At 42.3% G+C, this 13,825-nt stretch carries 14 protein-coding genes, 1 other RNA gene and 1 pseudogene; 6 read left to right on the top strand and 10 right to left on the bottom strand.

Annotated features, from left to right (window positions below; all coding sequences use genetic code 11):
- Positions 1-258 precede the first annotated feature (258 nt).
- Entirely contained in the window at positions 259-2,697 is a 2,439-nt protein-coding gene (locus IM477_RS05620) for a glycosyltransferase family 39 protein (RefSeq protein ID WP_287730861.1), read from the bottom strand.
- Between the two features lie 137 nt (positions 2,698-2,834).
- Here IM477_RS05620 and zds point away from each other — a divergent pair, with 137 nt between their 5' ends.
- From zds to IM477_RS05590, 6 genes are all read left to right on the top strand, one after another.
- Complete coding sequence (gene zds / locus IM477_RS05615) at positions 2,835-4,295, top strand: 9,9'-di-cis-zeta-carotene desaturase (RefSeq protein WP_287730860.1); 1,461 nt, start codon at positions 2,835-2,837, stop codon at positions 4,293-4,295.
- Positions 4,296-4,521: 226 nt separating this feature from the next.
- Positions 4,522-5,217 carry an aldehyde oxygenase (deformylating) gene (locus IM477_RS05610; protein WP_287730859.1) on the top strand — a complete coding sequence of 232 codons (696 nt, stop codon included), beginning with the start codon at positions 4,522-4,524 and terminating at the stop codon, positions 5,215-5,217.
- Positions 5,218-5,365: 148 nt separating this feature from the next.
- Positions 5,366-6,385 carry a long-chain acyl-[acyl-carrier-protein] reductase gene (locus IM477_RS05605; RefSeq protein ID WP_287730858.1) on the top strand — a complete coding sequence of 340 codons (1,020 nt, stop codon included), beginning with the start codon at positions 5,366-5,368 and terminating at the stop codon, positions 6,383-6,385.
- Between the two features lie 360 nt (positions 6,386-6,745).
- Positions 6,746-7,882, top strand: a complete 1,137-nt coding sequence (locus tag IM477_RS05600; RefSeq protein ID WP_287730857.1) for a DUF58 domain-containing protein — start codon at positions 6,746-6,748, stop codon at positions 7,880-7,882.
- Between the two features lie 86 nt (positions 7,883-7,968).
- An RNA gene (ffs, locus tag IM477_RS05595) (signal recognition particle sRNA small type) lies at positions 7,969-8,065 on the top strand.
- Between the two features lie 9 nt (positions 8,066-8,074).
- Positions 8,075-9,346 (top strand): MFS transporter, encoded by a 1,272-nt coding sequence (locus tag IM477_RS05590; RefSeq protein WP_287730856.1) that lies wholly within the window; start codon positions 8,075-8,077, stop codon positions 9,344-9,346.
- Positions 9,347-9,382: 36 nt separating this feature from the next.
- Here IM477_RS05590 and IM477_RS05585 read toward each other — a convergent pair whose 3' ends face one another.
- The 9 genes and pseudogenes from IM477_RS05585 to IM477_RS05545 all read right to left on the bottom strand — a co-directional run.
- Positions 9,383-10,054, bottom strand: coding sequence for a DUF3782 domain-containing protein (locus tag IM477_RS05585; RefSeq protein ID WP_287730855.1), 672 nt, complete (start codon positions 10,052-10,054; stop codon positions 9,383-9,385).
- Between the two features lie 113 nt (positions 10,055-10,167).
- Positions 10,168-10,818 carry a DUF3782 domain-containing protein gene (locus IM477_RS05580; protein ID WP_287730854.1) on the bottom strand — a complete coding sequence of 217 codons (651 nt, stop codon included), beginning with the start codon at positions 10,816-10,818 and terminating at the stop codon, positions 10,168-10,170.
- A gap of 310 nt (positions 10,819-11,128) precedes the next feature.
- The gene (locus IM477_RS05575) at positions 11,129-11,530 is read right to left on the bottom strand and encodes a type II toxin-antitoxin system VapC family toxin (protein WP_002780144.1); all 402 of its coding nucleotides are present in this window, start codon (positions 11,528-11,530) and stop codon (positions 11,129-11,131) included.
- Positions 11,509-11,730: a hypothetical protein gene (locus tag IM477_RS05570; protein WP_147069484.1), complete on the bottom strand. Its 222-nt coding sequence runs from the start codon at positions 11,728-11,730 to the stop codon at positions 11,509-11,511. Before IM477_RS05570 ends, IM477_RS05575 begins: the two co-directional genes overlap by 22 nt.
- Before the next feature lie 27 nt (positions 11,731-11,757).
- Positions 11,758-12,252: a PIN domain-containing protein gene (locus IM477_RS05565; RefSeq protein WP_002780146.1), complete on the bottom strand. Its 495-nt coding sequence runs from the start codon at positions 12,250-12,252 to the stop codon at positions 11,758-11,760.
- On the bottom strand, positions 12,236-12,526 hold the full coding sequence (locus IM477_RS05560) for a UPF0175 family protein (RefSeq protein WP_002760519.1): 291 nt from the start codon (positions 12,524-12,526) through the stop codon (positions 12,236-12,238). Before IM477_RS05560 ends, IM477_RS05565 begins: the two co-directional genes overlap by 17 nt.
- A gap of 82 nt (positions 12,527-12,608) precedes the next feature.
- The gene (locus tag IM477_RS05555; protein ID WP_002739840.1) at positions 12,609-12,878 is read right to left on the bottom strand and encodes a type II toxin-antitoxin system RelE family toxin; all 270 of its coding nucleotides are present in this window, start codon (positions 12,876-12,878) and stop codon (positions 12,609-12,611) included.
- Positions 12,871-13,119 carry a type II toxin-antitoxin system Phd/YefM family antitoxin gene (locus tag IM477_RS05550; RefSeq protein WP_002739617.1) on the bottom strand — a complete coding sequence of 83 codons (249 nt, stop codon included), beginning with the start codon at positions 13,117-13,119 and terminating at the stop codon, positions 12,871-12,873. The genes IM477_RS05555 and IM477_RS05550 overlap by 8 nt, the downstream gene beginning before the upstream one ends.
- A 67-nt stretch (positions 13,120-13,186) precedes the next feature.
- Positions 13,187-13,825: pseudogene (locus IM477_RS05545) on the bottom strand (apoptotic protease-activating factor); the annotation flags it as partial.

The following is a 13,825-nucleotide window of genomic DNA, read 5'->3' as shown; positions in this document are numbered from 1 at the left end:
TCGTTGTTAAATAAAAATCTTTCTCAATTAATTCTTAAGAATTTATAAATATTGCGGAATGTTAATTTAAATATTCTCAAGTTTTTGCAGTAAATCAATAATTTTTACTTATCTTTGTCCAACATTGGGTTAGAAGTCAGTTATCAGTTATCAGTTATCAGTTATCAGTTCACTGAGAAAACTCCCTACACCCTACACCCTACACCCCACACCCCACACCCCACACCCCACACCCCACACCCCACTTCTCACTCTATTTTAATTTGATTGCCATAATTGCCAAGCTTTAACGAGATTTGCTCCCATCAAGGCAGCCACTGCATTTAAAGTCTTAATTTCCTCACTATCGGGATTTAATTGTCTAGCTTTATCTAAGACTTTTTGGGCTGCTTGCGGTTGCCAATCGTAGAGATAAATAAAACCTTGATAAGCATAATGATAGGGATTATGGGGGTCAATTTTAATCATTTCCTCCGTGGCTTTTATTGCCCCTGCTACATCCTGTTGTAGTACCTTAGAAATTGCTAATCCGTAGGCTAAAGATAATTTATCGGGGGGGTTTTGTTGCTGTAAACGATAGGAAAAAGCCTTGTCTGCTTGCAGCACATAATCCTGAATCGAATCGTATTGATTGATACGATTAGTTAACTCAAAAATTGGTTCAATACCCGTTAATCCTTGACCAATATTAGCAGACTTTAAGCGCAATTGGGTCACTAAATCTAATTGGGGCGTTGCTAACTTGGGAACTTGAGGATCGATGGTAATTTGAGCATTAGTTTTAATTGGATAGGTTTCGCCAGTTTCCCGATTGAGATAGACAGCAGATAAGCGATAAACTCCGGGAGTTGCTGCCGACTGCATGGCGGTTTTTTCAGTAACTTCAAAACCCTTTTGTTGCTCTTCTGGACTTAATTTTTCTGCCATTAATTCCCCCATAGCAATACCGTGATCGTGCATCCAATAATCCTTACCGTCCACTTCTTGCCAGGTTAAAATCACTATCCCTGACTTTAATTGTTGCCAGTCTCCTGCCCATTTGTAAACCACGGGAATGGGTTGATTAGGAGAAGCTTTTTCGGCAATGGCAATCTCTCTTAATTCCACCCGTTTTGGTGCATTTTCAAGGGGGTTAACCGTGACGGAGGGGGCTATTTTACGGTGTAGGGATAGGGTACTATCATCCGGTAGCTGCCAAGTTTTCTCCACTTGGAAATCTGGACCGGTGGCGACTCGATTAACAATTTTTTTCTGGACATCGGGGACGGAACCCTGTTCACCAGTTTTAGTTAAAAACCAATCTAAAGAATTGACATCCTTTTCGATATCTTCTTCCCGAACTCCCACCTGTCTGCCGGCAACCTGTGAATTATGTTTACCACCGTAGAAAGAGAGAGTATGTTGATTTAATTCGGGGGTGGAAGGTAAAACCCCTAGAGTGCTGCGAAGATAGGGAGAATCGGCTAGAATCTCTTTAACTACTTCTTCCTGTTGCCAGCCGGTTTTTAAATAGGGATGGTGTTGTAATTCGGGACTGAAAACATTAGTAATTAGCTCTCCCCCCAAGGGGAATAAATTTAAGCTGGTGAGAATAGCGGCAATAGTTATAGTTCCCCAACGGATACTGGGGGCAAAACGACCACGCCAAGATAATAAACCAACGGATAAAATTAAGGATAAAGTCGGTAAAAGCGGCAAAATATAACGAGCATCTTTATTGATATTTAGGGATGATAATAGGTATCCCCCCAGCAGAAAAACTCCTAACCAAATCCACACAGGACGATTAACCTTATCTTCGGTTTTTCTATGACGTAAGGAGATTAATAATCCCACCACAGGAACTAATAACAATACCCAAGAAAGAAAATAGGGTAAAACTTGGGCGTAAAATGTCCAGGCATCTGGACTGGTAAGAGGCGGATCTCCCTCCAAAATCGCCGAATCTACCGTGGCACGTTTGCCCGCGGTTAACATTAATAACCAATTCGTCCGATACCAGGGAAACATTAACAATGCTGCCGTCAAAAAACTGAGCATTAATTGCGCTAGATTGCCCCAACGTTTTCGCCGGAGATTTTCGCCCAATACCCACAAAATCGGTAAAAAGAGGAAAAATAGGGTGGTTTGTTTGACTAACATCCCTAAACCGCAAGAAATACCGAAAGCGATCGCTTTTAGCCAGCCTTGACCACTAAATCGCCACCATGTCAAGCATAAGTAAGAAAACGTTACAATTGCCGCTAAGGGAAAATCTAAGAGATATTCGAGGCGATAATAGTATAAACCGGGTAGAAATTGACAGATTAAGACCGCCCATAAAGCCACAGTTCCATTAAAGAGGATAATTCCCAATCCGTACACAGAAAAGAGCAGTAGGGCGCTATAGATAGCCATTACCCACATACCCGCATCAAGGCTAATACCAAAGAGATTAAAGAAGGGAATCGTTACAAGATAGGTTAAAGGGGGAATTTTCGGCGACATTAGCCATAAACTGCGCCACCAATCCCCGTCAAACCAGCGAGGATTTTGGAAAGCTTGGGTATAGATAATCCCACCGTTGAGATAATCGGCCTGATCCCAAGCAGGAATAGTATGATCGAGACTAAACCAGAATCTATCGACTAATATCCCCAATATCCAAATAATAGTGACAATAATTAATTCCTGTCTCCTATCTAGCGATCGCTTCAAAATGACTTCTCCCTAGTGCAACTCTCAATTATTTTGCCACGCCCTCAAGCGCCCCTGAAAAAATCGCCAGCAAGAAACACCAGACCGATCAAGGTAAAATAAAGATTTAGTGAAAAATTGTAACAGGAACTTGACAAATGCGAGTGGTGATCGTTGGTGCGGGATTAGCGGGAATGGCAACAGCTATCGATCTGGTCGATGCGGGCTGTACAGTAGAAATCTTAGAATCTCGTCCCTTTGTCGGGGGAAAAGTCGGTAGTTGGGTAGATACGGACGGTAATCACATCGAGATGGGCTTGCACGTCTTTTTTGGTTGTTACTATAATCTTTTTGAGTTAATGAAAAAAGTGGGCGCTTTTCAATCCCTACTGCTCAAAGAACACACCCACACTTTTATTAACGAAGGGGGAAAAATCGGCGAATTAGACTTTCGTTTCGCCGCGGGTGCGCCTTTTAACGGTTTAAAAGCCTTTTTTACCTCCTCCCAACTCTCGGCAGCCGATAAAATCTTTAATTCTCTGGCCTTAGGTACAAGTCCCATCGTCCGCGGTCTGATAGACTTTCAAGGAGCGATGAAAACGATTCGGGATCTGGACTCGATTAGCTTTGCCGATTGGTTTCGTAGCCATGGCGGTAATGAAGGCAGTTTAAAAAAAATGTGGAATCCGATCGCCTATGCCTTAGGATTTATCGATACGGAAAATATCTCGGCCCGTTGTATGCTGACGATTTTCCAATTTTTCGCCGCTAAAACCGAAGCTTCCGTCCTGCGGATGTTGGAAGGTTCCCCCCACGAATACCTGCATAAACCGATTATTAACTATCTGGAGGCACGGGGCGCCAAAATCTCTACCCGTCGTCAAGTGCGGGAAATTCTCTATTCTGGAGAGGGCGAAAATCTGCAAGTTAATGGCATGATCGTCGCTAACGGAGAAACCACGGAAACTATCACCGCAGATGCCTATGTTTGCGCTGGTGATGTCCCCGGTATTCAGCGTCTTATTCCCCAAGATTGGCGAAAAATGCCGATTTTTGACAATATTTTCCGACTAGAAGCAGTCCCCGTCGCCACGGTACAATTGCGTTTTGACGGTTGGGTGACGGAATTAAATGATGCCGAAAAACGCCGACAACTGCAAAAAGCGGTGGGAATTGATAATCTTTTGTACACCCACCAAGCGGATTTTTCCTGTTTTGCAGATCTTGCTCTCACCAGTCCTAGGGATTATTATCGCCCCGGAGAAGGTTCTTTATTACAGTTGGTTTTAACCCCCGGTGACCCTTTTATTAAAGCTAAAAATGAAGATATCGCCGGGCAGGTTTTAGCGCAAGTCCATCAGTTATTTCCCTCCTCGCGGGAGTTAAATATGACTTGGTTTAGTGTGGTGAAATTGGCCCAGAGTCTCTATCGGGAAGCACCTGGTATGGATGTCTATCGTCCCTCGCAAGCGACTCCTATTGCTAACTTTTTCCTGGCTGGTAGTTATACCCAACAGGATTACATTGATAGTATGGAAGGGGCGACTTTATCGGGTAAACAGGCAGCCAAAGCAATCTTACAACAGGCCGAGCGCCGGAAATCTTTAGCCACGGTTTGAGCAAACAGCCAGCAATCTCGTCTCTTGAGAAGGGATTGCCTCTAGACTTGTTTTCAGTGGCAAAAGATACCGCTATAGCTAACTTGGGAAGTCAGCCTCAGGGCAAGCTATACAAAAAAGACCGATCGAGCTAGACTCGTAAAAAGATAACTCCATCTAGAAGGCTTACCCTAGACTGGAAAGAACGTCGGAAAAATCTCGTCAGAAATAGGAGTCAATCGAGTTTATGCCAGAGCTTGCTGTACCATTAGAGCTTGATTTCACTAGCGAAACCTATAAATCAGCCTATAGTCGCATTAATGCCATCGTTATTGAAGGCGAATACGAGGCCAATAGCAATTATATTCAATTAGCAGACATCCTCGCCGATAACAAAGAAGAGTTACACCGTCTGGCAAAAATGGAAAACCGTCACATGAAAGGTTTTCAAGCTTGCGGCCAAAATTTGAAAATCACTCCTGATATGGATTATGCCAAAGAATTCTTTTCCTCTCTGCACAATAACTTCCAAATTGCCTACGCAGAAGGTAAAATCGTTACCTGTTTATTGATCCAATCTTTGATTATCGAAGCTTTTGCGATCGCTGCCTATAATATTTATATTCCTGTTGCTGATCCTTTTGCCCGTAAAATTACTGAAGGCGTAGTTAAAGACGAATATTTACATCTCAATTTTGGCGAAGAATGGCTAAAAGCGAACTTTGAAACCGCTAAAGAGGAATTAGAAGCCGCAAATCGCGCTAATCTGCCCCTTGTCTGGAGAATGCTCAATCAAGTCGAGGATGATGCTCGCGTCCTCGGTATGGAAAAAGAGGCCCTCGTGGAAGACTTCATGATTAGCTACGGGGAAGCTTTAAGCAATATTGGTTTCAGCACCCGTGATATTATGCGAATGTCTGCCTACGGATTAACTGCTGTCTAAAGCTTGAGCGTCTAGATTTCTTTTTTTCGCCCTGCTGCCGCTCAACACAGAGCGGCTCTTTTGTGTATTATATTTAAGAGTCTTAACGATTTCTTAGCAATATCCTAATTTTTATCTAGTGCCATCTAGTCTAACGAAAGAACAATCAATGTTTGGTCTTATAGGTCATCTTACCAGTTTAGAACACGCCCAATCGGTCGCCGACGATCTAGGTTATCCTGAATATGCTAACCAGGGATTAGATTTTTGGTGTGCTGCCCCCCCGCAAATTGTCGATGATTTTCATGTCACCAGCATCACGGGGCAAACCATCAGAGGTAAATATATCGAATCCTGTTTTTTACCGGAGATGTTGTCGAATCGTTGGGTAAAGTCTGCTATTCGTAAGGTGCTAAATGCCATGGCACTCGCTCAAAAAAGTGATATCAACATCACCGCACTCGGTGGTTTTTCTTCAATTATTTTCGAGGAATTTAATCTCAAAGATAATCGACAGGTGCGGAATATCGAGCTAGATTTTGGCCGTTTTACCACCGGTAACACCCACACCGCTTACGTCATCTGCACTCAGGTGGAAACCCTCGCTGAAAAAATGGGCATCGATTTAGCTCAATCTACCGTCGTGGTTTGCGGGGCAACCGGAGATATCGGCAGCGCCGTTTGTCGTTGGTTAAATGAAAAAACCAATACAAAAGAACTAATATGTGTGGCACGCAATCAAGAGCGTTTACAATCTCTGCAAGAGGAGTTAGGACGCGGTAAAATTCTTCCCCTAGAGGAGGCTTTACCCCTGGCTGATATCATTGTTTGGGTGGCTAGTCTGCCTAAAGGGGTGGAAATTGATCTAGATAAACTCAAGCGCCCCTGCATTATTATTGATGGTGGTTATCCGAAAAATTTAGGCACGGTGTTAAATGCCCCCGATATTTCGGTGATTAAGGGCGGCATTGTCGAGCATTCCCTCGATATTGACTGGAAAATTATGAAAATCGTTAATATGGATATTCCCTCTCGTCAAATGTTTGCCTGTTTTGCTGAGGCGATTTTATTGGAATTGGAGGGTTGGCAAACTAATTTTTCCTGGGGACGCAATCAAATTACCGTCCCTAAAATGGAACAAATCGGCGCAGCTTCCCGCAAACACGGTTTTCAACCTTTGTTATTTTAATTAATATCCCCAACCCCCCACCGACCACGGAATTAGAAGTTTCAGGCGACAAATAATCAGGAGTGAGTGCTTGACTTTGGCGGCGGCTTGGGCTATAATTGTCTTATAATGGGATGGTCGTGTTTAGCATTGAATGCTCAGATTACCATTATAAATAAACTCTTTTAAAAATATTATCCCAAAATCTGCCGACAAAAGCAAGCAAAATTTTGCCATCAATTGTTAAGTTTTGTTAAGAAAAATAACAATAGTGGCAAGAGATAGGACTCCCTTCGCTGATCAGAGGGATTTTGGGGGAATTATAGAGATGTGGGCCTGATTTTTAGCTTTCTAGCAAAGACGACAAAACCACTAAACTCTATGAAAACTTGGTTAGAAGAACGCGGTATTTTACCCGCTTACGGTGGTGGGGTAATCATTGGCATTACCCTCTGTTTTTTCGGAGCTGCGACCAATACCATGGCGGGATGGTTGTATGCTATCTGTGGCACGACGAGCGCTGTTTTAATTTTATCGATAATTTTACCCCGTCGTTCCCTTCTTCCCCTGAAAGTGCGTCGTCTTGCCATTGTACCCGTAAGTGCGGGAGACGATCTTAGTATTAGCCTAGAGATAGAAAATACTAGCAATCAGCCGATAAATCTGTTAGAAGTGACAGATATCCTGCCTATAGTTCTCGATCAGCCAAAAATAACCGCAATAGAAGCGATTGCCTCCAAAAGTTGCCATCGTTGGACTTATTATTTACCCACCAGTAAACGGGGTATTTATCACTGGCAAGAAGTACAATTAAGAACAGCAGCCCCTCTCGGTTTATTTTGGTGTCGTCGTTGTCATCAAGCAGCGGCTAAAGCTTTAGTTTATCCCCAAATTTTACCCTTACAACAATGTCCCCTGATCGATTCCCTCGGTCAAGAGATGGAACAAAAATTAGAAAATAATCGCTATTATCAAAGGGCTAGTCAAGGACTTACCCGTAACCTGAGACAATATCGCTACGGTGATTCTACCCGTTTAATTCACTGGAAAACTAGCGCACGTTTGGGAGAATTTCAAATTCGGGAATTAGAAGTGTTAACGGGAGGACAGGAAGTGATTATCTGTCTCGATACCCTCTGTGATTGGCAAGAAGACAGTTTTGAACGGGCGATTATTGCCGCTGCTTCCCTCTATTTTTATGCCCATCGTCGGCAATTAAATGTGAAACTCTGGACGGGTGAAACGGGTTTAATTCAGGGGGAGAGGATCATTTTAGAAACTTTAGCCGGTATAGAGGCAAAAGCTAGTCAAAAAAATGCTAATCTGCCTAATTTACCGGTAATTTGGTTGACAAGTAACTTCAATTCCATCGAACAACTCACCCCCGGCAGCCGTTGGTTATTTTTCCTCGCTGCCGATTCTAGGGAGAGTCCTTCACTCTTAATCCGACAGTTTAGCGGATTGGCGATCGAACCAGAAACCTCTCTACAACAACAATTGCAAAAACCCCCTCGTTGATGAAATTTCCGTTCACAGTCTAGATTGAGAGGAGATTCTCCGGAAAAAAATGCCCGTATCCCCGAAAAAGATGTTATGATAAAAAAGACTCGGACTCATGCGATCGCAACGCCTTAACCTTGTCAGGACCGGAAGGTAGCAGCAATACGGGATGCTTGTGACTGGCGTGATCTCCGGGTCTTTTTGTTGCCTGTGACGGTCGCTGTTGTGAACGCTTTCAAAACTTTTCGATCGCTTACTGCCGAAACTCGTAGTCAACTACTCTTCCTCTTCGTCACGGCGCTGTTTTTCTGGACAAGTATTACCACTCTCCTCCCCACTCTCCCCACCTATATTGACTCCCTAGGCGGTAGCAAACAAGATATCGGTTTTGTCATGGGGGCCTTTGCTATCGGTTTAATTTTATCGCGCAGTTGGTTAGGCAATCTAGTTGATCGCCGCAGTCGCAAATTAGTGGTTTTATTTGGAACTATTGTCGCCGCTACCGCACCCCTCGGTTATCTATTTTTTCGCGATCTTTCCTCTTTATTCGCCGTCCGCGCCTACCATGGTCTCAGCATCGCCGCTTTTACCACCGGTTACAGTACCCTAGTGGTGGATTTTTCCCCCGTTCGTCAACGGGGAGAGATAATTGGTTATATGAGCTTAACTGCACCCCTAGGCATGGGAATCGGTCCAGCTTTAGGCAGTTATCTCGACAAATCGATCGGTTATAACGGTTTATTTCTAGTTTCCGCCGCTTCAGGAGCGATCGCCTTTCTCTTGGGTTTCTCCATTCAAGAACCGGACTTCAAGAAAAAATTAGCCCAAATGAAGGCAGAAAATCAGACAATCGAGCGCAGTTTTTGGGCATTATGTCAAGAGCGAGCTTTTTTAGTCCCTACCTTAGTTTTTCTATTGGTCGGTACTTTATTCGGCGGTTTAGTCGCTTTTTTACCCCTGTTTCTCCTCGAAAATCAGATCCCTTTCAGTGCCGGTCTATTCTACAGTTATGCGGCACTATCGGGCGTAATCGGACGGATTTTGTCGGGAGGAGCCAGTGATCGCTATGGACGGGGTTTATTCATCACTATTAGCGTTTTTTGCTATGGTTTATCGATGTTGGTTCTATCTTCTGCCCGATCTTCCTCCGCTTTAATTTTAGCCGCTATCCTCGAAGGTACGGGAGGGGGGATTTTATTCCCTATGTTACTGGCTTTAATCTCCGATCGCTCTGGGCCCCAAGAACGCGGCCGGGCCTATTCTATCTGTATCGGCGGTTTTGATGTGGGAACAGCCTTAGCCGGTCCAATTCTGGGGGTTTTAGCAATTTCCTACAAAACTATGTTTAGTTTATCGTCAGGATTAGCTGTTATCGCTCTCTTTCTCTTTTTTACTCTCTCTAACCCCACCATACGCCATTCTTTTCTCTTCGCTTTCGGCTTAGAAAAAGATCGTTATGCTCTGCGCGGACAATTACAATAAAGCTTACTGAAAAAGTTTTTCCTAGGGCAGGGTTATTTAATAGGTTTGAGGTGGAAAATTATCGGGAATATCTAATTCAAATACTTGGTCATGAATCCGAGCCACATAAAGCCCTTCTTGCAGAATTTTTTCCCGTAATTCCGGGGATAAATCAACCGCCGCTAATATGCCATAGAGTTTTTTATCTTTGTGTTCAGGAAAAAAGCGGCGAAACCGTTGCAAAATACTTTTTAATTGTGTAATATCTTCCTGTCTAGCATGACTTTTAACCTCAACGATATAAGCGGTATTTAGCTCACCATTGGTATAGGCAAGAACATCAATTTCTAGGTGTTGTCCTTCTTTACTGGCGCGCACACTGGGACTAACAACTTCCATACCAAAGCGTTGTCTGAGAATCGTTTCCATTGAGGGAAGGGCAAGTCCTTCGGTAAAGCTGCCGAATTTGGCACCGAGTCCCCCAATTTGTTTGCCCAGTTCTTTGAGTTGTTTGTCAGTTTTCTTCTGTTGTTGGGCGTTTTCCTTTTGTTGTTGACTAACTTCCTTCAATAGTAGGTCAGTTTCCTTGAGTTGTTGGGCGTTTTCCTTCTGTTGTTGACTGACTTCCTTCAATAGTAGGTCAGTTTCTTTTTGAGCAGCAGTCAATTCGGCTTGAGCAGTCGCTAATTCGGCTAGGATTCGCCATACGTCTTCTGATGTAGTCGTCATAGATGATTTTTTCTCTCTGATTTGGTCTATTACTATTTTACTGAATTTTGCCGATTCATGAATAAGAGAGTGTTTTTTCCTTTGGGGAAGATCGAGCGATAGCCTTTGAGGTTTTAATAGATTTGAGGTTGAAAATTATCGGGAATATCGAGTTCAAATACTTGGTCATGAATCCGAGCCACATAAAACCCTTCTCGCAGAATTTTTTCCCGTAATTCCGGGGATACATGAACCGCCGCTAATATGCCATAGAGTTTTTTATCTTTGTGTTCAGGAAAAAAGCTGCGAAACCGTTGCAAAATACTTTTTAATTGTGTAATAGACTCTTCTCTGGCATGACTTTTAACCTCAACGATATAGGCGGTATTTAGCTCACCATTGGTATAGGCAAGGACATCAATTTCTAGGTGTTGTCCATTTTTACTGACTCGCACACTGGGACTAACAACTTCCATACCGAACCGTTGTCTGAGAATCGTTTCCATTGAAGGAAGGGCAAGTCCTTCGGTAAAGCTGCCGAATTTTGCCCCGAGTCCCCCAATTTGTTTGCCCAGTTCTTTGAGTTGTTTGTCAGTTTTCTGCTGTTGTCGGTCAGTTTCCTTGATTTGTTGGGCGTTTTCCTTCTGTTGTTGACTGACTTCCTTCAATAGTAGGTCAGTTTCCTTGAGTTGTTTGTCAGTTTCTTTTTGAGCAGCAGTCAATTCGGCTTGAGCAGTCGCTAATTCGGCTAAGATTCGCCATACGTCTTCTGATGTAGTTGCCATAGATAATTTTTTCCTGATGTCACCTATTCACTATTTTATTGGATTGCCGCGCTTGCCGAAGGCACTGGGGAGCAGACTGCTGATTCAATTGGGTAAGGCAAACCCTAATTAGTGAGAGGAGAATCACCACCACAACCGACTCACCTCCCTAATCCCTTGATACACTTCTCTTCAGGCAACCTCCCCCCCAAAATGAAGGATTAAAGGGACTAAGTTGGGAATAGAATTAACAATTATCTTCATTCTCTTTGATTTTTTGACTAATTCATGACTGGTTCGCTGAACGCTGGAAAATGCTAACGTTGATGGGTTATTCATTTGACAGATCATAGAGTTCTAAGCCTTGAATAAAACAAAAATCTCTCAAATTCAATGTATATAGCTTAATATTCTGCACTAATGCTGTTGAGGCAATGATAGAGTCAGGGATGTTGAGTTTGTGACTGAGGGAGTAGGTTTCCATTAAGTTAATAAATTGATTGGATATTGCGACATCTACAGGAAAGGTATGTAGCAATCCGAGATGTCTTTTGATTTTGTTGAGTTCATTTTTATTGATTGCTCCATAATATAATTCGGCTTGAGTAATGGAACTAATGGCTAGTTGATTTAGTCCAATATGGCGAAGCTCTTCGATAATTCTATGGTTGTTTTTATAGAATTCAATGAGGATATTGGTGTCACATAAAATCATCGGTTTTCTTCTCGCCATGCTGCTTGACGGATAGATTTAGGGGTAATATCCCTGTCTTCCCACAATCCTGCTAGGGCAAAGAAATCTTGCTCGTTATCAGATAATGTTGTTTGATCTTCGATGATTTCTACGGAGTCAACAAAATCTAAAGCAGTTAAAATTTTAGAGAGTGTTTCTGCTTTTTCTTGGTCACGAATGTGTACGATTAGTTGTTTCATGGTAGTTTATTTTGTATTGATTTGGTATTAATGATCATTGTCTAATTCTGTTTTTAGCCAATTAAGAATCGGAGAACTAATACGAATTCCATAATCAACTAACTGTTGTGATAAATCTAAAATTTCTTGTTTAGATAGATAACCTGCATAAAAACCAACCAAGAGAATTCCTAATGTTCCTTTGACGGGTAATTCCATAGCTTTGGCAACTCTTCTTGCTAATTTCTCATCTATAATTACCCAGTCTGGTTTGATTGAAATTGCCAAGAGAATAACTTCTAATTCTCCTCGATCTAATCCTAGTAATAGCGGTTCAAGAGGAGATGATGATGCAACTTCTTGAACTTGAATCCAATTGGCATTTTTGAGTTCTTTTGCCCCCGGTTTATTATCTCCAGCGATGACAATTTCTTGATAAACTGCCCAAGGAATAATCACTTCATTAAATAGCTGATTAAGAAGATCTAATTGATTAATCAAAGATAAGGCGATGATCGGTGTAGAATTAACAATTATCTTCATTCTCTTGGATTTTTTGGGCTAATTTACGGCTGGTTTGTATTTCTGATTCCCATTCTTCTGCTGTGTAATCAATAATGGAAAAACCATACTCAGAGAGAAGTGTATAAAATGTATATTTATCGCATCCTAATACTTGTGCGCCGATTCCTGCTGAAATTTTTCCTTCTTGATAAAGATGCCCTAATGTATAAATTATGACTTTACGAGAGAATGTTTCTTTTTCTTCTCTGGCAGCAATGAGGAGTTCTTCGGGAAATGTTACATTAATGTTCATGAGTGTTTAAAGATAATTTGTTTTTCTTGATTTTAGCAGGAATAATATCGCTAATTAATTGATGGTTGATAATTAAGATTCTCTATATTGTTCTCTTTAGTTGTTTATAAATTTCATCATCGTTTCGTTTGTCAATCAGCAAGATTTCTAGTGTTTGCTCCTCAACACGATAAACGATTCGATATTCACCAATATCGGCTCTATGATAGGAGTATCCTTTTAACTTTAGAGAATCTTGGGGATAGGGATTTGTTCTCAGTTCGGTTATTTTTGTGGCTACTTGTTTGGCGTGTTTATCTGGCAGTTTTTTTAAGCGTTTAGTTGCCTGTCGAGATAGGTTAATCTTAAGCATTTAAAATTTCTGACAGTAAAGCCTCACTTTCTGTTGTTCCGATAAAACCTTCTTGATGAGCTTTTTCTGCCTGTAAAGCCAAAAGTTGATTTTCTAACTCGGAAAATCTCTCAAATTCCTCGATTGACAGCACGACTGCAACATTACGTCCCTTTTTTGCTATCTTTACTGGTTCTCTTCGAGCCAAGTCTAACAGTTCGCCAAAGCGATTTTTTGCTTCTGAGGCTCCTAATGTTTTCATAACTAACCTTTATAGAAACTAGCCATTATGACCATTTTAGCTATTATAGCAATTATTGACAGGAGAATCACCGCCACCAGCGACTCACCTCCCTAATCCCTTGATACACTTCTCTTAAGGCGACCTCCCCCCCAAAATGAAGGATTAAAGGCGCTAAGTTGGGAATAGTTTCGAGGAAATTAGAACGAGTGAGAGTACCCAAAGCATGAAGGTTTTTTTCCCAGAAGGATAGGTCAACATTGGCAGGCGTTAACACCTTAGTCAATCCTTGTAATGCCTCTGCACGGTTGGATTCAGACCCAATCCCTCTGGCAACTTCTAAGGCTTCGGGTAACACTTCTGGTAAATGGGGAGCTAATCCTGTCAATGCCCTTGCACGGTATTTTTCATCCCTGATCCCTCTGGCAACTTCCAAGGCTTCGGGTAACAAACTTTCCGGTAAATAGGGAGCTAACCCGGTCAATGCCTCTGCACGGTAGTCTTCATCCCCAATCCCTCTGGCAATTTCCAAAGCTTCGGGTAACAAACTTTCCGGTAAATGGGGAGCTAACCCGGTCAATACCTCTGCACGGTATTTTTTATACCCAATCCCTTTGGCAACTTCTAATGCTTCGGGTAACACTTCCGGTAAATAGGGAGCTAACCCGGTCAATGCCCTTGCACGGTAGTATTCATCCCTAATGGCTCTGGCAATTTCTAATGCTTC

Source organism: Microcystis sp. M090S1 (assembly GCF_020246295.1).
Classification (GTDB): Bacteria; Cyanobacteriota; Cyanobacteriia; order Cyanobacteriales; family Microcystaceae; genus Microcystis; species Microcystis aeruginosa.
This window is presented reverse-complemented; position numbering and strand designations above follow the sequence as displayed.